This is a genomic window from Sulfitobacter sp. SH22 (assembly GCF_965641905.1).
In the GTDB taxonomy this organism is placed as follows: Bacteria; Pseudomonadota; Alphaproteobacteria; order Rhodobacterales; family Rhodobacteraceae; genus Sulfitobacter.
Genome location: NZ_OZ282573.1, coordinates 2,790,943 through 2,813,370 on the forward strand (window position 1 = coordinate 2,790,943; position 22,428 = coordinate 2,813,370).

22 protein-coding genes, 2 tRNA genes and 1 riboswitch are annotated in these 22,428 nt (G+C 57.9%); of the genes, 6 read left to right on the forward strand and 18 right to left on the reverse strand.

All coding sequences use genetic code 11. The features are described 5' to 3' along the window. Positions 1–24 precede the first annotated feature (24 nt). From ACSQ13_RS15745 to ACSQ13_RS15760, 4 genes are all read right to left on the reverse strand, one after another. Positions 25–1,014, reverse strand: a complete 990-nt coding sequence (locus ACSQ13_RS15745) for a TRAP transporter substrate-binding protein (RefSeq protein WP_176251096.1) — start codon at positions 1,012–1,014, stop codon at positions 25–27. Between the two features lie 30 nt (positions 1,015–1,044). After that, positions 1,045–2,289, reverse strand: a complete 1,245-nt coding sequence (locus ACSQ13_RS15750; RefSeq protein WP_295510609.1) for an NAD(P)/FAD-dependent oxidoreductase — start codon at positions 2,287–2,289, stop codon at positions 1,045–1,047. 156 nt (positions 2,290–2,445) lie between these two features. After that, positions 2,446–3,663 (reverse strand): winged helix-turn-helix domain-containing protein, encoded by a 1,218-nt coding sequence (locus ACSQ13_RS15755; protein WP_295510610.1) that lies wholly within the window; start codon positions 3,661–3,663, stop codon positions 2,446–2,448. Further along, positions 3,663–4,697, reverse strand: a complete 1,035-nt coding sequence (locus ACSQ13_RS15760; protein WP_176251099.1) for a LacI family DNA-binding transcriptional regulator — start codon at positions 4,695–4,697, stop codon at positions 3,663–3,665. The genes ACSQ13_RS15755 and ACSQ13_RS15760 overlap by 1 nt, the downstream gene beginning before the upstream one ends. 146 nt (positions 4,698–4,843) lie before the next feature. Between ACSQ13_RS15760 and ACSQ13_RS15765 the strand changes: the two genes are divergently transcribed. Beyond that, positions 4,844–4,920 (forward strand) — tRNA-Arg (locus tag ACSQ13_RS15765). 162 nt (positions 4,921–5,082) lie between these two features. Here ACSQ13_RS15765 and ACSQ13_RS15770 read toward each other — a convergent pair. Beyond that, positions 5,083–5,158 (reverse strand) — tRNA-Lys (locus tag ACSQ13_RS15770). Positions 5,159–5,275: 117 nt separating this feature from the next. Between ACSQ13_RS15770 and dapF the strand changes: the two genes are divergently transcribed. The 3 genes from dapF (at position 5,276) to ACSQ13_RS15785 (ending at position 8,243) form a co-directional block, all read left to right on the forward strand. After that, positions 5,276–6,193, forward strand: coding sequence for a diaminopimelate epimerase (gene dapF, locus ACSQ13_RS15775; protein WP_435988124.1), 918 nt, complete (start codon positions 5,276–5,278; stop codon positions 6,191–6,193). Next, complete coding sequence (mtaB, locus tag ACSQ13_RS15780) at positions 6,190–7,446, forward strand: tRNA (N(6)-L-threonylcarbamoyladenosine(37)-C(2))-methylthiotransferase MtaB (RefSeq protein WP_176249799.1); 1,257 nt, start codon at positions 6,190–6,192, stop codon at positions 7,444–7,446. Before dapF ends, mtaB begins: the two co-directional genes overlap by 4 nt. Positions 7,447–7,634: 188 nt before the next feature. Continuing rightward, positions 7,635–8,243: a Crp/Fnr family transcriptional regulator gene (locus ACSQ13_RS15785; protein ID WP_295510676.1), complete on the forward strand. Its 609-nt coding sequence runs from the start codon at positions 7,635–7,637 to the stop codon at positions 8,241–8,243. A gap of 325 nt (positions 8,244–8,568) precedes the next feature. On the opposite strand, the gene ACSQ13_RS15790 is transcribed toward ACSQ13_RS15785, so the two are convergent. The 5 genes from ACSQ13_RS15790 to ACSQ13_RS15810 form a co-directional block, all read right to left on the reverse strand. Next, on the reverse strand, positions 8,569–9,417 hold the full coding sequence (locus tag ACSQ13_RS15790) for a cytochrome c1 (protein WP_295510615.1): 849 nt from the start codon (positions 9,415–9,417) through the stop codon (positions 8,569–8,571). A gap of 5 nt (positions 9,418–9,422) precedes the next feature. Next, the gene (gene petB, locus ACSQ13_RS15795) at positions 9,423–10,766 is read right to left on the reverse strand and encodes a cytochrome b (RefSeq protein ID WP_176249797.1); all 1,344 of its coding nucleotides are present in this window, start codon (positions 10,764–10,766) and stop codon (positions 9,423–9,425) included. Positions 10,767–10,778: 12 nt separating this feature from the next. After that, on the reverse strand, positions 10,779–11,339 hold the full coding sequence (gene petA, locus ACSQ13_RS15800) for a ubiquinol-cytochrome c reductase iron-sulfur subunit (protein WP_176249796.1): 561 nt from the start codon (positions 11,337–11,339) through the stop codon (positions 10,779–10,781). A gap of 176 nt (positions 11,340–11,515) precedes the next feature. Further along, positions 11,516–12,127, reverse strand: coding sequence for a glutathione S-transferase (locus tag ACSQ13_RS15805; protein WP_295510616.1), 612 nt, complete (start codon positions 12,125–12,127; stop codon positions 11,516–11,518). A gap of 66 nt (positions 12,128–12,193) precedes the next feature. Beyond that, on the reverse strand, positions 12,194–12,817 hold the full coding sequence (locus ACSQ13_RS15810; RefSeq protein WP_176249807.1) for an FMN-binding negative transcriptional regulator: 624 nt from the start codon (positions 12,815–12,817) through the stop codon (positions 12,194–12,196). A gap of 66 nt (positions 12,818–12,883) precedes the next feature. Next, positions 12,884–13,037, forward strand: a riboswitch (FMN riboswitch). Between the two features lie 82 nt (positions 13,038–13,119). On the opposite strand from ACSQ13_RS15810, the gene ACSQ13_RS15815 reads away from it, so the two are divergent. Next, positions 13,120–13,554 (forward strand): 6,7-dimethyl-8-ribityllumazine synthase, encoded by a 435-nt coding sequence (locus ACSQ13_RS15815; RefSeq protein ID WP_176249794.1) that lies wholly within the window; start codon positions 13,120–13,122, stop codon positions 13,552–13,554. Between the two features lie 19 nt (positions 13,555–13,573). On the opposite strand, the gene dxs is transcribed toward ACSQ13_RS15815, so the two are convergent. From dxs to ACSQ13_RS15840, 5 genes are all read right to left on the reverse strand, one after another. Next, positions 13,574–15,502 carry a 1-deoxy-D-xylulose-5-phosphate synthase gene (dxs, locus tag ACSQ13_RS15820; protein ID WP_176249793.1) on the reverse strand — a complete coding sequence of 643 codons (1,929 nt, stop codon included), beginning with the start codon at positions 15,500–15,502 and terminating at the stop codon, positions 13,574–13,576. A 16-nt stretch (positions 15,503–15,518) separates the two neighbouring features. Next, positions 15,519–16,424, reverse strand: coding sequence for a polyprenyl synthetase family protein (locus tag ACSQ13_RS15825; protein WP_176249792.1), 906 nt, complete (start codon positions 16,422–16,424; stop codon positions 15,519–15,521). After that, complete coding sequence (locus ACSQ13_RS15830) at positions 16,411–16,653, reverse strand: exodeoxyribonuclease VII small subunit (protein WP_176249791.1); 243 nt, start codon at positions 16,651–16,653, stop codon at positions 16,411–16,413. Before ACSQ13_RS15830 ends, ACSQ13_RS15825 begins: the two co-directional genes overlap by 14 nt. A 143-nt stretch (positions 16,654–16,796) precedes the next feature. Further along, the gene (locus ACSQ13_RS15835; RefSeq protein ID WP_295510620.1) at positions 16,797–17,498 is read right to left on the reverse strand and encodes a response regulator; all 702 of its coding nucleotides are present in this window, start codon (positions 17,496–17,498) and stop codon (positions 16,797–16,799) included. Next, positions 17,495–18,007 (reverse strand): MarR family winged helix-turn-helix transcriptional regulator, encoded by a 513-nt coding sequence (locus tag ACSQ13_RS15840; RefSeq protein ID WP_176249789.1) that lies wholly within the window; start codon positions 18,005–18,007, stop codon positions 17,495–17,497. The genes ACSQ13_RS15835 and ACSQ13_RS15840 overlap by 4 nt, the downstream gene beginning before the upstream one ends. Before the next feature lie 162 nt (positions 18,008–18,169). Here ACSQ13_RS15840 and ACSQ13_RS15845 point away from each other — a divergent pair, with 162 nt between their 5' ends. After that, entirely contained in the window at positions 18,170–19,039 is an 870-nt protein-coding gene (locus ACSQ13_RS15845) for a branched-chain amino acid aminotransferase (RefSeq protein WP_176249788.1), read from the forward strand. A 75-nt stretch (positions 19,040–19,114) separates the two neighbouring features. Here ACSQ13_RS15845 and ACSQ13_RS15850 read toward each other — a convergent pair whose 3' ends face one another. The 3 genes from ACSQ13_RS15850 to aroC all read right to left on the reverse strand — a co-directional run bounded on the left by ACSQ13_RS15850 (position 19,115) and on the right by aroC (position 22,376). Beyond that, positions 19,115–20,062, reverse strand: coding sequence for a cyclase family protein (locus tag ACSQ13_RS15850; protein ID WP_295510625.1), 948 nt, complete (start codon positions 20,060–20,062; stop codon positions 19,115–19,117). Between the two features lie 130 nt (positions 20,063–20,192). Further along, positions 20,193–21,170, reverse strand: coding sequence for a DMT family transporter (locus ACSQ13_RS15855; protein WP_295510628.1), 978 nt, complete (start codon positions 21,168–21,170; stop codon positions 20,193–20,195). Between the two features lie 105 nt (positions 21,171–21,275). Beyond that, complete coding sequence (gene aroC, locus ACSQ13_RS15860; RefSeq protein ID WP_176249785.1) at positions 21,276–22,376, reverse strand: chorismate synthase; 1,101 nt, start codon at positions 22,374–22,376, stop codon at positions 21,276–21,278. Positions 22,377–22,428 lie beyond the last annotated feature (52 nt).

Sequence of the window (22,428 nt, forward strand, 5' to 3'; positions counted from 1 at the left end):
TTTGAAGGGGCCGCCGGGGGATGCTTATTGCATCGATTTGTAGCCTTCGACGATGGCCTTGCCGTCGTCACCGGCCGATTCCAGCCATTCGGATGTCATGGTGTCCCCCACGGCGCGCAGGCCGGTCATCAGCTCTTCGCTTGCGGGTTCAACCTTCATGCCGCCATCGCGCAGACCGTCATAGGTGAACTGCGTATAGTCTTTGGAGGCTTGCAAACCGCGAGCTTCAGCTTCGGTTGCGCAGGTGGTGATGATGCCCTTGTTGGCGTCGGACACATTGGACCAGACATCGTTGTTCACCATGACATAGTTACGCGGCAGCCAGGCGTCGACTTCGTAGAAGTTGGTCAGGCTTTCCCAGACCTTCTGGTCATAGCCGGTCGCACCGCTTGAGATCATCGATTCCGCAACGCCCGTGGCAAATGCCTGGCTAAGTTCGGCAGCTTCGATTGTGACGGGCAACATGCCTGTCAGTTCGGCCAAACGGCTGGTGGCGTTGTTGTACGAACGGAATTTGACGCCCTTCATGTCTTCGACGCTGTTCACGTCTTTCTTGAAGTACAGACCCTGGGGCGGCCATGGCACGTTATACAGCAGTGTCAGGTTCTGTTCGGCCAGCAGCTCTTCGATCTTGGGCTTGGCGGCTTTCCACAGCTTGTCGGAATCGTCGAAAGACGGCGCAAGAAACGGGATCGAATCAAAGCCGAACAGCGCATTTTCGTTCTGGTGACCGGACAGCAGGCGTTCGCCCAATTGCACCTGACCCGTCTGGATGGCACGCTTGATGTCCGCGCCCGCGATCAGCGACCCGCCGGGATGAACGGTAATCTCGATCTCTCCGGCCGTGCCGTCGGTCACGCATTTGGCAAAGGTCATGCCGTTTTCGGAATGGAAGTTCGACGCGGAATAGGCCATCGGCATATCCCATTTTTCGGCGGCCAGTGCGGGCAGCGCGCTTGTCATGGCAATCGCAGCAGTCGCGACGCCTGTCATCAGTTTGTTGGTCAGTTTCATGTCTCTCTCCTTGTTGGTGGTTTTGATGGTTCAAACATTGCCGAACCGTTGTGGGTGATAGGGTTTCATGTCGGTATTGCCGGGTTGATCCATGATCATGCCTGCAATCAGACGGCCGGTTTTCGGCCCGCCGGTCAGCCCGATATGGTGGTGACCAAAGGCGGTATAGAACCGGCTGGTGCCAACCTGCCCGATCAGGGGCAGGCTGTCGGTGGGGGCGGGCCTGTGCCCCAGCCATTCGATTTCATTGGCGGCTTTCAGGTTCGGAAACGCCGCTTTCGCCTGACGGCGCAGCAATGCAAGCGGTGCTTTCGAGGGGTCAGCCTCCAGCCCGCCGAACTCGAGGATACCCGCGCAACGTACACCCTGCGCCATCGGGGTGGCCACGAACTTGCCGCTTGCGATCATGATGGGGCGGCTTGGTCCGCCGGTCGCGTCCTCGAATATCACGTGATAGCCGCGTTCGGATTCAAGCGGCACGTTCAGCCCCAGCTTGGCCATCAGCGGCTTTGACCACACCCCTGTCGCCAGCACGATATCATCGCAGGCGACGGTCCCTTGGGTGGTTTGCACGGCGGTCACAGTGCCACCTGTCAGGTCGAAATCCTTGACCTCGGCTTGCATCACCTTGCCGCCCGCCTGTTCAAAGGCATGTGCCAAAGCGGCGACATAGCCCCCCGGATCGCGGATGAAGCCGTGATCCTTGAGCGTGGCCAAACAGTTGATTTCAGACCCTAATGCGGGCTCATAGTCGCGCACCCCCGCGCCTTCGATCAACTGGGGGGAAAATCCGGCCTGCGCGCGCAGCGCCCATGTATAGGCTTCGGCGTCAAAGTCGGCGCGCTGGCGATAGGCAAAGACATAGTCGCTGTCGGTCACCCAATCGGACAGGCCCAAATCGGCGGTCAGGCTTTTATGTTGCTCAACGCTGTCGCTGACAATCGGTGCAAGGGCCGCCGAAATGCGCCGCGTGTCGGCATCATTGGCATAGCCCATGTATTTCACCAACCACGGCAGCAGGCTCGGCAGATAGGAAAGGCGCAGGTACAGCGGCACATCACGGTCCAGCAGCATGAACGGTGCCTTGCGCAGCAACCCCGGGCCGGTAACCGGTGCAACCCCCGATGCCGCCAACACGCCAGCATTGCCATGCGACGTGCCTGTACCAGGACTGGCGCGGTCAATAATCGTGACCTGCGCACCGGCACGCCGGAGCCATATCGCCGTGGAAACGCCGACAATGCCCGCACCGATGACAACGACATGCCGCGTCATATGCAAAGCCTCGCCCGTCGGGATGTGAGTTTACGCATGGTCATGATTCCTTTGCGATCAATCTGGCAGAGAAATGCAATACGTCAACAAAATGTTTACAAATTGCCATCGTTAGAAAACTGCGCGCGCAATCTGCCAAAAGTTTTCGCAATCTGACTATGGATTGGGTGTTCGCAGCCATCCATCGTCAAAGCTGACCTGAGAGACCCCTGCCAGCTTGGTCAACCGCGTCAGCTCCGCCTCGAAGGCAGATTGTTTGCCCTTGCCCCACCGCGTGCCCGGCTCTGGCCAAAGCGCACGCACCACCAAAGTATCACGGTCGCGAAACGCCTTCATGTCCACGCGGGCAATAATGCTGTCGCCTTGCAGGATCGGGAAAACATAATAGCCATAGGTGCGCTTGGCCTCGGGGACGAACATCTCCACCCTGTAGTTAAAACCAAACAATCGTTCCGCCCTTTTGCGGTCGCGCAAGACCGGATCAAAGGGGCTGAGAACGCGCAACCGTGGTGACGGTTCGATCTGCAGCGCGGGATCATTTGCGATGTCAGGACGGGCGAAGGCACCACGGGTCTCGCCATTGGCGCAGGTCACCATGATCGGCTGCAAGCGTCCATCTGCCAGTTCACGGGCCACCCAGTCTTTGGCCTCGGCGGGGCCAATGTGATCCCAGAACGCGGCCAGTTCGGTGTGGGTGGCAAAGCCCAGCCGTTCCAACGCGCCGTTGCAGCACCAGTCGATCGTCGCTGTTTCATCCGGCGCGGCAGTCGGGTCACTCAAATGTGCCTCAAGCACCCTTTCGGTCAGGTCATAGCGTTTCTGGAACCCGTCGCGCCCGACCACATGCAATGCCCCGGTGCGCCAAAGATATTCCAACGCGGTTTTGGAAGGATGCCAATCCCACCAGCCACTGTTGGACCGCTTTTCATCCTTGCCCACATCGGCAGAACAGACAGGGCCCTGTTCACGGATCTGGTCCAAAAGCTTATCGAACTGTGATTCAAAGTCGTGCTTGTGCCAGTTGCGATAGCGCTTGCGCAGGGTTTCAGCATCACGCTGGCGGCGCATTTCCCAATAGGGATAATACGCCATCGGGATCACGGCAGCATCATGGGTCCAATGTTCAAAAAGCGCACCATCGTTTTCATAAAGCCGCTTGAGCCCCTCGGGGCGGTATCGGGGCTTGCGGGAAAACAGGATCAGATCATGGGCCCGCGCAACCGTGTTGATGCTGTCCAGCTGGACAAAGCCCAAGCCCTGAATGACCTGCAACAGCGCGTCGCCTTTTGCCTCACCCTGCGGTGCATCACTTAGCAAATGACGGTGCAGGAACAGACGCCGAGCGTCTTGATTGCTCAGCGTGAGGGTGTTCATCAGCTACGCTTGCGACGCAATGTATCCCCCAATGACAGGGTTGGCGTCATCGTGACATGGGTTTGCAAATCGGGGTCGGGTTCGTCCAGCGTATCATTCAGAATGATCTTTGCCGCAGCACGGCCGATTTCGGCGCGACACGCATCCATCGTGGCCAACTGCCGTGGCAGGCCTTGCAACAGCTCAACGTTATTGAAACCCGCCAGCCCGATCTGGCCCGGAATATCAATGCCCTGATCGATAAGATACAACAGGCCTCCGGCACCGATCATGTCATTTGAATAATACAGAAAATCCAGATCGGGCGACCTTTCCAGCATCTCTTGGGTCATCTCGCGGCCTTTGGCGAGGGCCGATCCACCGGAATAAAACGCACGGTCCTCTATCTCGATACCGGCCTTGGCCAAGCCTTCGGTGAACCCTTCGAACCGTTTGCGGGCGCGGTGGTCCAGCGGCATCTTGGTACCCATGAACCCGATATGCTCGTACCCCTCTTTCAGGATCGCCTTGGCCATTTCCTGACCGGCACGGCGGTGCGATATCCCCACGACAGCATCAATCGGGCGACCGTCGACATCCATGATCTCGACCACGGGAATGCCTGCGTTCTTCAGCATGGCACGGGTGGCATCCGAATGTTCCAGCCCCGCGATGATCACACCCGACGGCCGCCAGGACAGCATTTCGTACAAAACCCGCTCTTCCTTCTCGGGCATGTAATCGGTGACACCAACCACAGGCTGAAGCGGCGTATCCTCAAGCACCTGATTGATGCCGTTCAGAACCTCGGGGAAAACCATATTCGACAGGGACGGGATAATGACGGCAACAAGGTTCACCCGTTGCGACGCCAGCGATCCTGCGATCTGGTTGGGCACATAGCCCAACTCCTTGGCGGCGGCCAGAACCCGAAGGCGCGTCGCCTCAGACACATCGCCACGTTTGCGCAGCACGCGGCTGACCGTCATTTCAGACACACCACAGGCGTCAGATACATCACGAAGCGTTAACGGGCGTTTTGGGGTCTGTGACAAAGGCAATATCCTGCTGTTCAACCAGTGCCTCACGCTAACGTAGATTATGAGCGAGGCGCAAGGCGTCACAAGGTCGGATGCCGAAACCGGCATTCAGATTTTTGCGGGTGACGCCCCCTCGCCAGCTTGCTAAAGCTGTCCGTGGCGGTCCCGTGGCTCAACTGGATAGAGCAGCCCCCTCCTAAGGGGCAGGTTGCTGGTTCGAACCCAGCCGGGATCACCATCTAAAACATGACAGGCAGATGGAAAACGCAAAACCCCGCGCAAGGCGTCGGGGTGCAGTTGTGGTTAGAAATCAACGCTTCGCAGGCGGTTGGTTTGGCGGTCTGCGATGCGTTGGAAAAACCAGTGTAATTTTCATTTTTATCTAAGCCGTTGATAAAAATGGTGAGCCCGTCCGGGTTCGAACCGGAGACCTACTGATTAAAAGTCAGTTGCTCTACCAACTGAGCTACAGGCCCACTAGGCGGCTTACTAGAAAGGTGGGGCGGTGGGGTCAAGCCCTTAACGTACGAAATATTCCGCACATGCTGGATAAGTTTCATTCGCCGCGTTATATGCGCCAAATGTACAGCGATATGACCAACGGTTTGCCCTTTATGAAAATGCATGGGCTGGGAAACGACTTTGTCGTGCTGGACGCACGCGAATCTGTCGTGCCGGCCGCACGCGAATCTGTCGTGCCGGCCGCACGCGAATCTGTCGTGCCGGCCGCACGCGAATCTGTCGTGCCGGCCGCGCGAGGGGATTTGTTTCAGGTGACCCCCGCTTTGGCCCAGGCGGTCGGGCATCGCCATTTTGGCGTGGGGTTTGACCAACTGGCCGTGATCAGCAACGGGACAGGCGATGCGCATCTGACGTTCTATAACTCTGACGGGTCCCTGTCGGCAGCTTGTGGAAATGCGACCCGCTGCATTGCGCGGTTCCTGATGGACGAAACCGGCAAGTCATCGCTGCACCTGACCACCGATCGCGGTGATCTGGCGGCGCTGGACATGGGCAACGGGCTGACATCGGTCAATATGGGCCAGCCGCAGCTTGAGTGGCAGGACATCCCCCTGGCCCACGCAATGGATACATTGGAATTGCCCATCGACGGCGCACCTACAGCCACCGGAATGGGTAATCCGCATTGCACGTTTTTTGTCGAAGACGTGGCCGCTGTCGATCTGGAACAGTTCGGCCCCGGCATTGAACATCACCCGCTATACCCCGAACGTACCAATGTTCAGGTTGCACAGGTCATTGGCACCGATCACATCCGTATGCGCGTCTGGGAACGTGGTGTGGGCGTCACCCTTGCCTCCGGGTCGTCCAGTTGCGCCACGGCCGTTGCAGCGGCCCGTAGGGGCCTGACAGGGCGCAAGGTGCGCATCGACCTTGACGGGGGTACGTTGCACATCGACTGGCGCGAGGATGGCGTCTGGATGACCGGACCGACCGCGCATGTTTTCAGCGGCGTGCTGACCCCTGAATTTCTGGATAGCGTAAAATGACCGCGCCGATCTTTTCAAACCACGGCTGCCGCCTGAATGCCTATGAGACCGAGGCGATGAAAGATCTTGCCCAACAGGCAGGGCTGCAAAACGCCGTGATCGTGAACACCTGCGCCGTCACCGCCGAAGCGGTGCGCAAGGCGCGCCAGGACATCCGCAAACTGCGCAAGGCCAATCCGAATGCACGGTTGATCGTGACCGGATGCGCCGCGCAGACCGAACCCGACACATTTGCCAAGATGGCCGAGGTCGACGCCGTCATCGGCAATACCGAAAAAATGGTCGGGGCGACGTGGCAAGGGCTGGCCGCCGATTTCATTGGCGAATCCGAGGCCGTGCAGGTCGATGACATTATGTCGGTCACGGAAACGGCCGGTCACCTGATTGACGGGTTTGGCACGCGCAGCCGGGCCTATGTTCAGGTCCAGAACGGCTGCGACCATCGCTGTACGTTCTGCATCATCCCCTTTGGGCGCGGTAATTCACGGTCTGTGCCAGCCGGTGTGGTGGTGGACCAGATCAAGCGGCTGGTCGACAAGGGCTTTAACGAGGTCGTGCTGACCGGCGTTGACCTGACCAGTTGGGGCGCTGATCTGCCGTCAGAACCAAAACTGGGGGATCTGGTCATGCGCATTTTGCGATTGGTCCCTGATTTGCCACGTTTGCGGATCAGCTCCATTGATTCGATCGAGGTGGACGAAAACCTGATGCAGGCCATCGCCACCGAGCCGCGTTTGATGCCGCATCTGCATCTCAGCCTCCAACACGGGGATGACATGATCCTTAAGCGGATGAAGCGGCGGCATCTGCGCGACGACGCGATCCGCTTTGCCGAAGACGCGCGCAAACTGCGGCCCGACATGACCTTTGGGGCGGATATTATCGCGGGTTTCCCGACCGAAACCGATGCGATGTTCGAAAATTCCCTAAAGCTGGTGGATGAATGCGACCTGACGTGGCTGCATGTCTTTCCCTATTCGGCCCGACAAGGGACGCCTGCGGCACGTATGCCCGCCGTCAATGGTGCCGTGATCAAGGTGCGCGCAGCACAGTTGCGGGATGCCGGAGACCGTCAGGTCGCCAAGCATCTGAACGCGCAAAAGGGCCGGGTTCATCGGATATTGCTGGAAAGCCCGACAATGGGGCGCACGGAACAGTTTACCGAAACCCGTTTTGCCGCGCCCCAGACCGAAGGCAGCATCGTCGAGGCAGAAATTCTGGGCCATTCCGGGTCGCATTTGCTGGTCCGCTAACCGTTTACATTGGTTGGCGGCTTTCACCCCGCGATTGCCTTTCTGCTTGAGTTTCTAGATGGTTACCGAAACTCGGACCTTTTGCAGGAATTGGAACACCACGATTGCCCCATGCCACCTCAAAAGACCTGGCGACATTGATCGAGAACGGCTTTCTGTCCAACGCCTCAGAGGCGCTGAAGGAACTGATGATCGAATTGGCCTCCGAGCAAGCATTGACCAAAGGGGAAATCCTCTTTGCGCAGGACGACCCGGGTGAAACGCTCTTTGCCATCGGCAGCGGATCGTTAGAATTCAGCGTGTTGTCATCGGACGGGCGCAGGTTGATCCTGGATGTCATGCACGAAGGTGCCATTTTCGGCGAAATCGCCTTGTTTGATCCCGGCCCAAGGACGGCCACGGTTACGGCCACCGAAAACGCGACCGTCTGGGGGATCAAGAACAGGGATGTCCTGGCGGCGCTGAACAAGCGGCCCGAACTGGGCGTTGATATGATCCAGCTTGCCGGGCGGCGTATGCGGTGGATGGGGCAACAATTGCGGGATCAGGTGTTTTTGCCACTGCCCGCGCGGCTGGCGCAAAAGATACTGTATCTTTCGTCAAATGGCGGGACGCAAACGCACACGATCAAGCTCTCACAGGCAGAACTGGCGGAATTTGTAGGGGCCACGCGTGAATCCGTATCGAAAACGCTGGCAGTGTGGAAACGCAATGGTGTGATCGATCTGGGGCGCGGGTCTTTGCGCATTCTCGAGCAAGAAAATCTCAGAAAAATGGCGTATTCTGAACTAATCTGACTCATATGTGACCAAGATCACAGACCCTTGAGCGCCACTTAACTACTTCTAAATACATTGAAGACATCGGGCCGACGACAACAGTCATTCTTCTAGTCAGGATGATGTCTGTCCGTTTTAGAGGCATAGAGGGACAGAGTCGGTCGAGGTAGTTACCCACCTTAGCCATTGGCATTCAATTAATCTGGATGCTTGCTCTTCTCTCTCTTTAACCACCAAATTGTTTGTATTCTTCATGGAGTCTCCCACTTCGTACAAACAAAAAAGCCTTCTGGATCATTACAATCCAGAAGGCTTTATTTGTTGGTAAGCAAAGACTGAGAAATCAGTCTTCCTTGTGTTTAATCGGAGCCCAGAGACGCTTGTTTGTGAGGTACAACAGGACCGACAGAAGCGTCAGAAAGATCACGCCTGCGAAACCTGCCTGTTTGCGTGCCATCATCTTTGGCTCGGCTGTCCACATCAGGAAGGCCGCAACATCCATTGCCTCGTGGTGCAGATCGGCTTCGTGACCGTCCGAATACTCGACATCATCGCCATAAAGCGGCTGCGACATCGAAATCCAGCTGCCCTCGACCATGGAATGGCCATGCTCGTCTTTGCACGAATCAGGGATACCGCCATTTGGGAACGCTTTGTTATAGGACCCCGGGAAATCCTCGGGCGCGCATTCTGGCGCTTCTTCGTAACCAACCATCAGGGACGCGATGTATTCCGGTCCGCCGATGCCTTTGACGAACTGGTTGATCCCCAAACCGTAAGGGCCGTGGAAACCAGCGCGCTTCTTGGCCATCAGGCTAAGGTCGGGCGCGTTCTCAAGTGCTGAAGCGGGGAAGTGGTCAACCGGAGTTGCCGGACGGAAATCGTCAAGCTCGCCGTCGAATACTTCGTAGCGTTCCGAATAGGCCCGTACCTGGTCTTCTGGCAACTGTGGGCCGCCATCATCACCCAAGGTGCGCAACGGCACGAATTTCAGACCGTGGCACGCCGCACAGACTTCGGTGTAGACATGAAGACCACGCTGAAGCTGGTTGGTGTCGTAGGCCCCAAACGGGCCTTCGAAAGAGAAGTCGAAGTCTTCGACATGCGCTGCACCACCCGCCGCATAAGCGGCAGACCCAGTAAGGCCCAGGGCGACAACAGCCGATATGAGAATTTTCTTGATCATTGTCATGGTCCTTACTCTGCTGGGTTGACCAGCGTCTTGGTGCCGCCAGTTTTCGCGTCATAGTGCGACGAAAAATCGGCTTCGATGGTGTCGGGCTGCGCCAATGGTTTCTCGATCACGCCAAGCAGCGGCATGATGATCAGGAAGTAGCCGAACCAATAGGCAGAAGCGATCAACGAAAAGCTTGCGTAGGGTTCTTCGGCAGGCATGGCACCCAGCCACATCAGCGCAAAGAAGTCGACGACCAGCAGGGCAAACCACCACTTGAACATCGGACGATACCGGCCCGAGCGAACGCTTGATGTGTCCAGCCAAGGTACCAATGCCATCACGATAATCGCACCGAACATTGCCAACACACCAAAGAACTTGGCGTCGATGATACCGCCGGTCACGAAGGACGCGATCTGAACAACCCAGACTTCGGCAGTAAAGGCGCGCAAGATTGCGTAGAACGGCAGGAAGTACCATTCAGGAACGATATGCGCAGGTGTCGAAAGCGGGTTCGCTTCGATGTAGTTGTCGGGGTGACCAAGGTAGTTTGGCATAAAGCCGACGATGGCAAAGAAGATAACCAGGATCACGGCCAGCGCGAACAGGTCTTTCATCACGAAGTAGGGCCAGAAGGGCAGTGTGTCTTTCTCTGCTTCTTCTTTCGAACCACGACGGACTTCAACACCGGTTGGGTTGTTGTTGCCTGTGGTGTGGAACGCCCAGATATGAACGATGACCAGACCCGCGATGACAAACGGGAACAGATAGTGAAGGCTGAAGAAACGGTTCAGCGTTGCGTTATCAACCGCTGGACCACCCAAAAGCAGGGTTTGGATCGCTTCGCCGACGAAGGGCACAGCGCCGAACAGGCCGGTGATAACAGTCGCACCCCAGAAGGACATCTGACCCCATGGAAGCACGTAGCCCATGAACGCAGTACCCATCATCAACAGATAGATCAGCATGCCGATGATCCACGTCACTTCGCGTGGTGCCTTGTATGAACCGTAGTACAGGCCGCGGAAAATGTGGGCATATACAGCAATAAAGAACAGCGAAGCGCCGTTTGCGTGCATGTAGCGCAGCATATAGCCGCCGTTCACGTCACGCATGATGTGTTCAACCGAGGCAAACGCCCGATCGACATGCGGTGTGTAGTGCATCGCCAGAACGATACCGGTAATGATTTGCAGCGCCAGACAGAATGTCAGAACGATGCCCCAGATCCACATCCAGTTCAGGTTCTTGGGTGTCGGGATCATCAATGTGTTATACAGCAGCCCAACAATCGGCAGGCGGCGGTCTAGCCACTTTTCGCCGTTTGATTTTGGCTCGTAATGGTCGTGAGGAATTCCAGCCATTCTAGTTCTCCCTTAACCCAGTTTAATCGTGGTTTCGTCCACGAATTCTGCAATTGGCACCGGCAGGTTGCGTGGTGCTGGCCCTTTGCGGATACGACCCGCGGTGTCATAGTGCGATCCGTGGCACGGGCAGAACCAGCCGCCAAACTCACCGGCGTCGCCCAAAGGCACACAGCCAAGGTGCGTACATACGCCCATCATGACCAGCCAGTCTTCCTTGCCAACCATTGCGCGGTTTTCATCGGTTGCGGGTGCATCCGCTGCGATGTTCGCGTTTTCTGCGCCCTGATCTGGCAGGTCGGACATTTCGACCGCACGACCTTTGGCGATTTCGTCTTCGGTGCGGCGGCGGATAAAGACAGGCTTGCCCAACCACTTGACCGTCAACTGTGTGCCCGGCTCAACCTCGGAAACATCAACGCGAATGGAAGACAAGGCCTTCACATCAGCGGATGGGTTCATTTGATTGACCAAAGGCCAAACAGCCGCGCCAACGGCGACCGCACCTGTACCTGCCGTGGCGTAGTAGAGGAAATCCCTCCGGGTGCCTGCGTGATCTTCTGCTTGGGACACGGGTTAACTCCAAATCGAGGGCCAAAAAGGCCATTAATCCAAGGGGTGGCGAAAACACGCCACCCGCAGTTCTATTGTTTACTAGCCTTATGGACTGCGCACGTCCAGATGCCTTTGACGTGCAAACAGTCGCAGGTAGGGGTTCAATGGTATTTAAACCCAGAAATTTTGTTAATTTATGCAGCCGGCGGGACAGTTGCCTGCATTGAAGGGCGCGAATCAAAAGTTTTCGCCCAGTTCGCCAGCGCATCATTCCCTGTGCGCCAGTTTCGCGCATCGTGTCGGAAATCCAGATAGCCAAGCGCACAAGCCACCGCAATCTGACCCATATCCAGCGGGCCGGACAACTGACTGACCCAGCGGGTGTTCAAGGCCGCAACCGCGCGTTCGATCTTGCCCCACTGGCCTTCGATCCATTCCGGCATCTGTTTGTCTACGGGGCGCATCCGCAGTTCGTAAACCATCGACAACGCGGCATCCAGAATGCCATCCGCGGTCGCCTCAAGCGTCAGGGTATCCCAGCGGCGCGCGCCTGTCGGGTACAGTTTGTTACCTGCCCGATCATCCAGATAGGCGCAGATCACACGGCTGTCATACAGCGTCGGCCCCTCGTTGCGTTCAAGCGCCGGCACTTTGGTCAGCGGGTTTTTCGACAACAATGCCGCATCCGGTGCCAAAGGTGTGGTCGCCATCGTTTCGAGGGTCACATCGTCGATCTGACCGGTTTCGTGCAGCAAAACCATCACTTTGCGAACATAGGGCGAGGTCGGGGAATAATAGAGCTTCATCGTTGTCTCCTCCAAGAGTTGCGCCGACTATCACGGGCAAAGCCATCTGGCGCAATCTCTTGTTTGTCAGCCTCCGATCGCGTCACGCATCATTTCGGCGATGAGAACCGTTTCGGACCCAAATCCATGCGCTGCAACTCCCTCCGCTGCCGCAAGACGCACCTCATCGGTTTTGTTCTGGGACAGTTTCCAGGTGCCATCCACGCCGGTGATCGTCATGCGGCACGGCACAATCATCCGCATCAGCTTGGCCATCGTCTCGTCTTGCATCTTGCCGGTCGTCCAGGGCTTCTTGGGCAGCAGCCTGCCCTCGTAAGCTGCCGACTGACGGTCCAGCAGGTCCAGCAGTTCATCTGCGGGCCGCAATTCCAGAACCCCGGTCAAATGCACCGCGACGTAATTCCAGGTCGGCACTTGATCATCGACCCCGTACCAGTCGGGCGAGATATATGTATCGCCCCCGACAACGGCCAACTTTACCTTGACCGGTTCGGCCAGCGCCCGCGCGATCGGATTTGACCGCACCAGATGCAGGTCAGCGATATCACCCGCATCGTTCAGCAGAAACGGCACATGTGACATCAGCGGACCCGCCTCCGCATTGGCGACAAGCACGCCGAACCCCCGCTCGCGGGCAAAGGCGATGTTTTTGGCGGTGTCGGCATCATGGTAAATCGGGTTGGGGTGCATCGTAGCGAGCCTTTCCATCTAAATCACTTTTGGTATTGCAGACCCGCCCCCACCTTGGCAACTTGTGCATATTCTCAGGGCGGGGTGCAATTCCCCACCGGCGGTATGTGGCCTTGCGCCACCAGCCCGCGAGCGCGACTGCCCCGAAAGGTGCGGTTGGTCAGCAGATCTGGTGAGATGCCAGAGCCGACGGTCATAGTCCGGATGAAAGAGAATGCGTTTGTGCGGACCCAAACCGGGGCCGTTCGCAACCGTGATCGCCTTGGGTGACTTGTGTCGCTGACGAAATAAAGGAGATCACTATGACACACACCCGCTACGCCTTTATCAAAGCCCGTTGGCATGCCGATATCGTTGATCGTGCCTATGACGGGTTTTCCGAAACCATCCCGGCTGCCCAGATCGACGTGGTCGATGTGCCCGGCGCGTTCGAGATGCCCTTGATGGCGCAAACGCTTGCAAAATCAGGGAAATACGATGCCATCATCTGCGCGGCATTTGTCGTGGATGGCGGCATCTATCGTCACGATTTTGTCGCTTCAGCCGTTGTCGATGGCCTGATGCGTGTGGGGCTGGACACCGGCGTGCCGGTTCTGTCCGTATCCCTGACACCGCATCACTATCAGGAAACCGACCACCACAACGCCATCTATCGCGCGCATTTCGTGGAAAAGGGCCGCGAGGCCGCTTCTGCAGCGCTAGGCGTTGTTGCCGCCCGTCAGTTGCTGGACGCCTAAAACTGCGCGGGCCTGTGCGTCAGGCCCGCTGCGCCGCAATGCTGGCAATACCCAGAACGTCCAGCACCTTGGCTTCGATCTGTTCGGCGTTCATGCCAGCAATCGCATACATATCGGCAGGGCTCGCCTGATCGATAAAGATGTCCGGCAAGACCATCGACCGATATTTCAGCCCTTCGTCAAACACGCCCTCATCCGACAAAAGCTGCGCCACGTGACTGCCGAAGCCGCCGACAGCACCTTCTTCAATGGTGATCAGCGCCTCGTGTTCTGCCGCCAGCGTCAGAATCATGTCGCGGTCCAATGGCTTGGCAAATCGTGCATCTGCGATCGTCGGTGTGATGCCCTTGGCGCGCAACGCTTCGGCGGCCTTTTCGACTTCTGCCAGACGGGTCCCGAAGGACAGCAGCGCCACGCGCTTGCCCTGCGCGATGATCCGGCCCTTGCCGATCTCAAGCGGCACACCGCGTTCTGGCATGTCAACGCCATTGCCCTCGCCGCGCGGAAACCGGAACGCAATCGGCCCGTCATCATGGGCGGCAGCCGTGGCAACCATATGGACCAGCTCTGCCTCGTCAGCGGCGGCCATCACGACCATCCCCGGCAAGTTCGCCAGAAACGCCACATCAAATGCACCGGCATGGGTCGCGCCATCGGCCCCGACCAACCCGGCACGGTCAATCGCGAAACGCACCGGCAACCGCTGGATCGCAACGTCATGAACAACCTGATCATACCCGCGCTGCAAGAACGTCGAATACATTGTGCAAAACGGCTTCATCCCGCCCGCAGCTAGGGCGGCTGAAAACGTCACGCCATGCTGTTCGGCAATACCCACATCAAAGCACCGGCTGGGGTAGCGTTCTGCAAACAGGTTCAGCCCGGTGCCATCGGGCATGGCTGCCGTGACCGCGCAAATCTTGTCGTCCTTCGCGGCCTCGGCGATCAAACTATCCGCAAAGACCCGCGTATAGCTCGGCGCATTCGACGGTGCTTTCTTCTGCTCGCCGGTCAGAACATTGAACCTGGCCGTGGCATGCCCTTTGTCGCGGGCGGCCTCGGCCGGGCCGTAGCCCTTGCCCTTTTTGGTAATCACATGGATCAGCGTCGGCCCTGTCGCCCGTGCCTTGACCGTGCGCAATACCGGCAACAACTGGTTCAGATCATGCCCGTCGATGGGCCCCAAATAGGAAAAGCCCAACTGCTCGAACAATGTCCCGCCAACGGTCATGCCTTTCAGCATATCCTTGGCGCGCTTTGCCCCCTCGCGGAACGGGCCGGGCAAAAGACTGACCGCGCCCTTGGCGGCCGCTTTGAAGTCCTGAAACGGCTCTTCGGCATATAGACGGCTAAGATAGGCAGACATCGCACCCACAGGCGGGGCAATCGACATCTCGTTGTCGTTCAAGATCACGAACATCCGCTTTTTCAAGTGGCCCGCGTTGTTCATCGCCTCATAGGCCATGCCGGCAGACATGGACCCGTCGCCAATCACCGCAATCGCATCGCCAAGGCCTTCGGGGACAACACCGCCCAGATCACGCGCCACGGCAAAACCCAAAGCGGCAGAAATCGAGGTCGAGCTATGCGCCGCGCCAAACGGGTCATAGGGGGATTCGCTGCGCTTGGTGAAACCGCTCAACCCGTCCTTCATCCGCAAGGTACGGATGCGATCGCGCCGCTCGGTCAAAATCTTATGCGGGTAACACTGGTGCCCCACATCCCAAACCAGCTTGTCTCGCGGCGTGTCAAACACCGCATGCAAGGCAACCGTCAGCTCGACAACACCCAGCCCGGCACCCAAATGGCCACCGGTTTCCGAAACCGCCGAAATTGTCTCCGCACGGACTTCATCCGCGAGCTTGACCAACTCGGCATCAGAAAACTGCTTGAGGTCTGCAGGGCGCGCCACACGGTCCAGCAATGGTGTCTTGGGTCTATCGGTCATCTGGCCCTCCGCCGGATCAGCTTTTGCGCGCAATAACGAAGCGTGCCGCTTCTCGCAAGGTTTCTGCGTCGTCGCCGTAAGGTGCCAAGGCATCACAAGCCGATTGCACCAGCTCGCGCGCCCGCGTTTTGGCCGGGCCTAGCCCCAGCAATGATACGAATGTCGCCTTGCCCGCACCCGCATCCTTGCCGACAGCTTTGCCCACGGTCGCCGCGTCACCCTCAACATCCAAGATGTCGTCAGCAATCTGAAAAGCAAGCCCAAGATCACGGGCATATCGCGCCAGCGGGCCGGCATCATCGCCCGCCATAACCGGCCCGGCGGTTGCAGCCCACTCAATCAGCGCGCCGGTCTTGCCCGCTTGCAAATCGGTGATCTGCCCAAGGCTCAACGGCTGACTGGCCGTCTCGGCGGCGATATCCATCGCTTGCCCGCCGACCATCCCGCGCACCCCAGACGCCCGCGCCAACCCTGCGATCAACGCGACACGCGCACCATCCGTGCACCCGGCACTTGCAACCAGTTCAAACGCCAATGCCTGCAAGGCATCCCCGGCCAGAACGGCCGTCGCTTCGTCCCACTTCAGATGAACCGTGGGCTGGCCCCGTCGCAAGGCGTCATCATCCATACAGGGCATATCGTCATGCACCAGCGAATAGGCATGCAGCGCCTCGATTGCACCGGCGCAAGGTGCGGCCTGCGCATCCAAAATACCGTGCAGCCGCGCGCTCTCGATCACAAAAAACGCGCGCAGCCCTTTGCCACCGGTAACAGCATAGCGCATCGCCTCGGCGATGGTGCCATCCACACCGGCAAGCCCGTGCAAAATCTGCCCCGCAGCCAGATCCGCCGCATGGCGCAACGTCACATCAAATGGCCGCGCCGCCAGGTCTTGCTCTGAGTGGATGTCAAACCCCGTCAACAGCCGTCACCCCTGCCGGATTTCCATCCCCGTCCAAGGTGATCTGCGCGACTTTCTCTTCCGCTTCCTTCAGCTTGGTTTCGCACCGCTTCTTCAGCGCGGCACCACGTTCGTACAACGCAATGCTCTCATCCAGCGCCACATCGCCGCGCTCCAGCTGGCCCAATACCTTTTCAAGCTCGGCCATCGCCGCTTCAAAGCTCATTTCTTCTACCGCAGTTTCCGTCATCTCTGCCAAACCCCATCAACCAATTCTGCCACAACCATAGCCCGACAAGCCCGCGCCTTCCAGACATTGCCCGCAACTTCTCTGGCTCAAAAATATCCCACGGGGGTTTGGGGGTGTGAAACCCCCAATCAACTGCCGTTTATCTAGTCAGGTGCCAGCATATAACCTGCGCCCCGAACGGTCTGCAGGTATCGCGGCTGCTTGGGATTATCTTCGATCTTGCGACGCAAGCGCGTAATCTGGACATCCACGGCGCGTTCCTGCGCCTGCCCGCGATCACGGCCCAGTTCCTCGACCAGCTTTGACCGGCTTAGCGCCACGCCGGGCTGCGCGGCGAAAATCCGCATCAGCTGGATTTCAGTCGCCGTCAACCGGACCAAATCATCCCCCTGCCACAGCTCGCCCCGCTCGATATCATAGCGGATCGGTCCCATCGACAGAACCTTTGGCGCAGTGTCTGAAACACTCGTATCCGGCATACGTCGCAAAATCGCATTGATGCGCAGCAGCAATTCTTTTGGCTCGAACGGCTTTGCCAGATAATCATCGGCACCCGCCTCAAGCCCCTCGATCCGGTTATCCGTCTCGCCTTTTGCCGTCAGCAACAAAATCGGGGTTGTCATCTTTTCGCGCAGGCTGCGTGTCAGGCTCAGCCCGTCTTCGCCCGGCATCATCACATCCAGCACGATCAAATCGAAATCCAACCCTGCCAGAATGCGCCGTGCATGCGCGGCATCACGGGCAGAGGTCACCAAAAACCCGTGCCGCATCAAAAACTTCTGTAACAATGTCCGTATGCGTTCGTCGTCATCAACGATCAACAGATGCGCATCCATTTCGCTCAACCGCCATTTTCCTTAAGGCGCATATAGCTGTGGCGCATTTCGGGGTCCATCATCGTCTCCAAAACGGTCCGAAAACCGGCAACGGCTTCCGGGCCCGCTTCGCGAAAGGCACTGCGCATCCGCACGCGCTGCGCATCCGACAATGTTTGCTCAAGCGCGCGGCCTGCTTCGGTCAAATGCAAGTGACGCTCCCGCTTGTCTGATTTCCCCACCTGGCTTTGGACAAGACCATCAGCGATCAAAGTGCGCAACACACGATTTAGGGACTGCTTTGTAACACCCAGCAACCCCAGCAAGTTATTCACGGTTGTGCCCGGTGCCCGATTGATAAAGTGGATGGCGCGGTGATGCGCGCGACCATAGGCCATATCCACCAAAATCCGGTCCGGGTCAGCGGTAAAACCCCGATAGGCAAAGAACATGGCCTCGATGGCTTGGCGCAACTGTTCATCTGTCAAAAACAACAGGTTTTCGCCGGAATGAGAAGATGTGCCGCGTCCGTCTGCCATTGGTCTCTCCTGCAGGTTCGGGCCCAAGTTTACGTCAGCGTTGTTGACTTTCCAAGTGTCAAAGGCTAACGAATCCCAGGTTTTGCGTAAGAAAATGTCCGATGCGGGCGTAATTCACGCAACATTCATAAATTCTGATGACGCATCAAGGAAGGATACACCATGGATGGCGCATATGATGATCGCGACGGCAAAATCTGGATGGACGGTAAAATGGTCGATTGGCGTGATGCCAATGTCCATATTCTGACCCACGCCATGCACTATGCCTCGTCTGTGTTCGAAGGCGAACGGTGCTATAACGGCAAAATCTTCAAAGGCCGCGAGCACTCCGAACGCCTGCGCAAATCGGCCCAGTATCTGGATTTCGAAATCCCTTACACTGTGGATGAAATCGAAGCGGCCAAATATGAAATGCTTCAGGCCAACGGCTGGACGGACGCCTATGTGCGCGCTGTTGCATGGCGCGGTGCCGGCCCCGACATGGGCGTTTCTGCGGCACGCAACCCTGTGCGTCTGGCGATTGCCGGTTGGGAATGGGGCAACTATTATGGCGACGCCAAGATGAAGGGCGCAAAGCTCGACATCTCCAAATGGAAGCGCCCCTCGCCCGAGACGATCCCCGTCCATGCCAAGGCTGCAGGTCTGTACATGATCTGCACCACATCCAAGCACGCGGCCGAGGCCAAAGGCTGCTCTGACGCCTTGTTCATGGACTACCGCGGCTATGTCGCCGAAGCGACCGGCGCGAATATCTTTTTCGTCAAAGACGGCGAAGTCCACACGCCTTTGGCCGATTGCTTCCTGAATGGCCTGACACGTCAGACCGTGATCGGGATGCTCAAGGAAAAGGGCCTGACCGTCCACGAGCGCCGCATCATGCCCGAAGAACTGGAAGGCTTCGAGCAGTGCTGGCTGACCGGTACCGCCGCCGAAGTCACGCCCGTTGGGCAGATCGCCGATTACACCTTCGAGGTCGGCGCGCTGACCCGTGAGATTTCGGAAGACTACGAAAAGCTGGTGCGGTCCTGATCAACCAACTTTACCCCAAGAAACGCAAAAAACGGCACGGGTACCCCCCGCGCCGTTTTTCGTTTCAGCTAGATTTTAGTACAGCGCGACGGGGTTGATCATCGCCTGTACCGTGCCTTTGATCAGCGGCTGACCCAGAACGAACATGAATTCCTTGACGCCATCACGCACCAATGGCCCGGTGTTCATGGTCTCTAGAATATAGATGCCGTTGTCTTTCAGCAGCGTCACGTGGCCATAAAAAACCTTATCGCCTTCTTTGGCCGGGATCGCCTCCAACCCCCATGTGTCCGCGCCAACGGCCATCGGGTTCATCGACGCCATGTAAACCGCACCCTCATTGTTCAGGCCCGGCTCGGTTGACCCCCATGCTGCCGGGTCGCTTTCCAACATGCCATCGGTCCAGCCGGTGTGGAACAGAACGATATCGCCTTCGTTCACGGTGACGTCTTGCGCCTCCATCGCGGCCTTGATCTCGGCCTCGCCGAAATGTTCACCGGCGGCCAACGTGTCTTTGCCGAAATGCTTGGCCATATCGATGATAACGGCACGGGCAACCAAGGGCGGCACTGCATGTGTGCCCAGCTTGGTCAGGCCGCCGATTGCGGAAATCTCTTTCTCGTCCAGACAGTTGTAGTATTGGCCGTTTTCGCCCAGATGGCCCAACCCGTCCAATTGCGACCCGATGCCGATCCAGGTCTGGATGATATCGTCGTTATAGTTCCCCTCGTAACCGAACCCCGACAGTTTTTGACCGCCCTGCTGGTTCGGCTGCACGATTTGCAAGCTTAAGGAGCGTGGCGGAAAGGCCGGCGTGTCAGGGCCGATGACGATGCCAAGCGGCATGGACTTGCCCTGCTTGATCAACGTCGCCGCCGCCAAAGTCCGCTCGGCGCTGACCAGATTGGCTGATCCGATCTGATCCTCGGCACCCCATTTCGAAGGCGCGCAATCTTGGGCAAAAACGCTGGTGGCAGCAAAACTCAATACAAGACTGGCAATAATAATTGGTCTAAAAGTCATTATCTTTTTCCTCCCAGAAAATAGATGCGGACCATTCTTGATGGATGATTCCGCACGTCTAGGGGGCTAAGATACCACAATTTCCATCATCACGGGCACTTCCCCGGCAAATGACGCTGCGTCTGACGGTCTAGCTGGGCGTGCCCATTGGTGTGCTGCTGGCCTTGGCTTTGGACCGGTCCAGCCCCAATTGGCGTTCACGCCAGATGATCAGCGCACCGCCGGTGATCACCAAGCCGGCACCGATCAGAATGGCAGGCGTCGGGACTTCGCTAAAGATCACCCAGCCGATAATGGTCGCGAAAATCATGGATGCGTAGTCAAACGGTGCCAACATCGACACCGGGCCGAACCTGAATGATGATGTCATCATGATCTGGGCGACACCGCCCACCAACCCTGCGCAAATCAACAATATGCTGATCTCAAGGCCAGGGTTCACCCATGTCAACGGGGCCCAATTCAACAGCAGACCCAAAGGCCAGGTCAGAAAGGAAAGCACCGTCGCTGTCAGGGAAAAGAAGAACACGATGGCAGCTGTGCTGTCGGTCTGAACCAGACGGCGCACATGGATTTGCACCAACCCCCGCATGATCGACGCCCCCAAGACCATAAGCGCGCCCATCGTTGCCATCTGCGAAACGGTGTCACCGCCGAATGTGAAGCGGGGATACAGGACGATCAAAACCCCGATCAGGCCGACGCCGACCGCAGACAAACGAAACAACCGCACCCGTTCTTTTAGAAAAATCGCGGCAAAAATCACGGTAAACAAAGGCGTGGCATAGCCGATTGCCGTGACTTCGGGCAAAGGCAGCAGGCTAAGGCCGCCAAAGGTCAACCCCATCGCCGTTGTACCAAATACACCCCGCCAGACATGGCCCATGAGGTTCGACGGCTCTAACCCGTGGCGCAAATCGCCGCGCTGCCAAAGCCACAAAATAATGATCGGAAAGGCAAAAAACGACCGGAAGAAAACAGCCTGCGCTGCCGGAACCGTCTCGGTCGCGATTTTGATAACTGCAGACATCGCCGTGAATAGAAAGATCGCCCCCAGCTTGAGGGCGATGGCCCGTCCAGGGCGGTGTTCGATCATTGCAGCTGCCATTCCGGATGCTTGCGCCCCAGTAGATCAAAGCGCAAGACCCTGCGTCACCTGCGACGGAATTTTCCAAAAATTCCGACCCGGAAAATTTGAAATTTTCCGCTTACCTCAGCCGATGTGACCCTGATTTTCGCCAACCTGCCCGCGATGCAGCAGCATGTGGTCCAGCAGAACGCAGGCCATCATCGCCTCGCCAACGGGCACCGCGCGGATGCCGACGCAAGGGTCGTGACGCCCTTTGGTGATGATCTCGGTATCTTCGCCCGACTTTGTGATCGTCTTGCGGGTGGTCAGGATGCTTGATGTCGGTTTGACCGCAAAACGCACGACAATATCCTGCCCTGTGCTGATCCCGCCCAAGATACCGCCCGAATGGTTTGACGAATAGACGGGGCCATCTGGGCCCATGCTGATCTCGTCCGCGTTCAATTCTCCGGTCAGCATTGCCGCTGACATGCCTTCGCCGATTTCGACGCCTTTGACGGCATTGATGCTCATCATCGCGGCAGCCAGATCGGTGTCCAGCTTGCCATAGACCGGCGCGCCAAGGCCAGCGGGCACGCCACGTGCAGTCACTTCGATGATCGCGCCGACGGATGATCCGGACTTGCGCAGACCGTCCAGATATTCCGCCCAAACGTTAGCGGCTTTTGCGTCAGGCACCCAGAACGGGTTCTGTTCGATCTGGCCCCAGTCGAACGCATCGCGGTCGATTTTATGCGGACCCATCTGCACCATATATCCGGTGATCTGCACATTCGGGGCAATCGCCTTGATCGCCTCGCGGGCCAAGCCGCCAGCCGCCACGCGGCTTGCCGTTTCCCGCGCCGAAGACCGCCCGCCACCGCGATAATCGCGGATGCCGTATTTCTGGTAATAGGTGATATCGGCGTGACCGGGGCGGAACTTGTCTTTGATGTCGCCGTAATCCTTCGACCGCTGGTCGGTGTTTTCGATCATCAACTGGATCGGTGTTCCCGTGCTTACCCCTTCGAACACGCCCGACAGAATGCGCACCTCGTCGGCTTCGCGCCGTTGGGTAGTGTATTTGTTCTGGCCGGGTTTGCGCTTGTCCAGCCACTGCTGGATCATGGCTTCGTCGATCGGCACGCCGGGGGGGCAGCCGTCGACTGTCGCACCCAAGGCTGGCCCGTGGCTTTCGCCCCAGGTGGTCACGCGGAAAAGATGGCCAAAGCTGTTGATCGACATATCGGGTGCTCCTTTGGCCGTGATCCATAGCGGGGCTGCCCACGTGCCTCAA

Coding starts and splice junctions, on each gene's coding strand:
- ACSQ13_RS15745 (WP_176251096.1), bottom strand. CDS start 1,014: ATGAAACTGACCAACAAACTGATGACAGGCGTCGCGACTGCTGCGATT.
- dxs (WP_176249793.1), bottom strand. CDS start 15,502: ATGACCGATAGACCCAAGACACCATTGCTGGACCGTGTGGCGCGCCCT.
- ACSQ13_RS15785 (WP_295510676.1), top strand. CDS start 7,635: ATGATCGAATTGGCCTCCGAGCAAGCATTGACCAAAGGGGAAATCCTC.
- ACSQ13_RS15830 (WP_176249791.1), bottom strand. CDS start 16,653: ATGACGGAAACTGCGGTAGAAGAAATGAGCTTTGAAGCGGCGATGGCC.
- ACSQ13_RS15755 (WP_295510610.1), bottom strand. CDS start 3,663: ATGAACACCCTCACGCTGAGCAATCAAGACGCTCGGCGTCTGTTCCTG.
- ACSQ13_RS15805 (WP_295510616.1), bottom strand. CDS start 12,127: ATGAAGCTCTATTATTCCCCGACCTCGCCCTATGTTCGCAAAGTGATG.
- ACSQ13_RS15850 (WP_295510625.1), bottom strand. CDS start 20,062: ATGACTTTTAGACCAATTATTATTGCCAGTCTTGTATTGAGTTTTGCT.
- ACSQ13_RS15815 (WP_176249794.1), top strand. CDS start 13,120: ATGACACACACCCGCTACGCCTTTATCAAAGCCCGTTGGCATGCCGAT.
- ACSQ13_RS15840 (WP_176249789.1), bottom strand. CDS start 18,007: ATGGCAGACGGACGCGGCACATCTTCTCATTCCGGCGAAAACCTGTTG.
- petB (WP_176249797.1), bottom strand. CDS start 10,766: ATGGCTGGAATTCCTCACGACCATTACGAGCCAAAATCAAACGGCGAA.
- dapF (WP_435988124.1), top strand. CDS start 5,276: ATGACCAACGGTTTGCCCTTTATGAAAATGCATGGGCTGGGAAACGAC.
- ACSQ13_RS15790 (WP_295510615.1), bottom strand. CDS start 9,417: ATGACAATGATCAAGAAAATTCTCATATCGGCTGTTGTCGCCCTGGGC.
- ACSQ13_RS15750 (WP_295510609.1), bottom strand. CDS start 2,289: ATGACGCGGCATGTCGTTGTCATCGGTGCGGGCATTGTCGGCGTTTCC.
- aroC (WP_176249785.1), bottom strand. CDS start 22,376: ATGTCGATCAACAGCTTTGGCCATCTTTTCCGCGTGACCACCTGGGGC.
- ACSQ13_RS15855 (WP_295510628.1), bottom strand. CDS start 21,170: ATGGCAGCTGCAATGATCGAACACCGCCCTGGACGGGCCATCGCCCTC.
- mtaB (WP_176249799.1), top strand. CDS start 6,190: ATGACCGCGCCGATCTTTTCAAACCACGGCTGCCGCCTGAATGCCTAT.
- ACSQ13_RS15845 (WP_176249788.1), top strand. CDS start 18,170: ATGGATGGCGCATATGATGATCGCGACGGCAAAATCTGGATGGACGGT.
- ACSQ13_RS15810 (WP_176249807.1), bottom strand. CDS start 12,817: ATGCACCCCAACCCGATTTACCATGATGCCGACACCGCCAAAAACATC.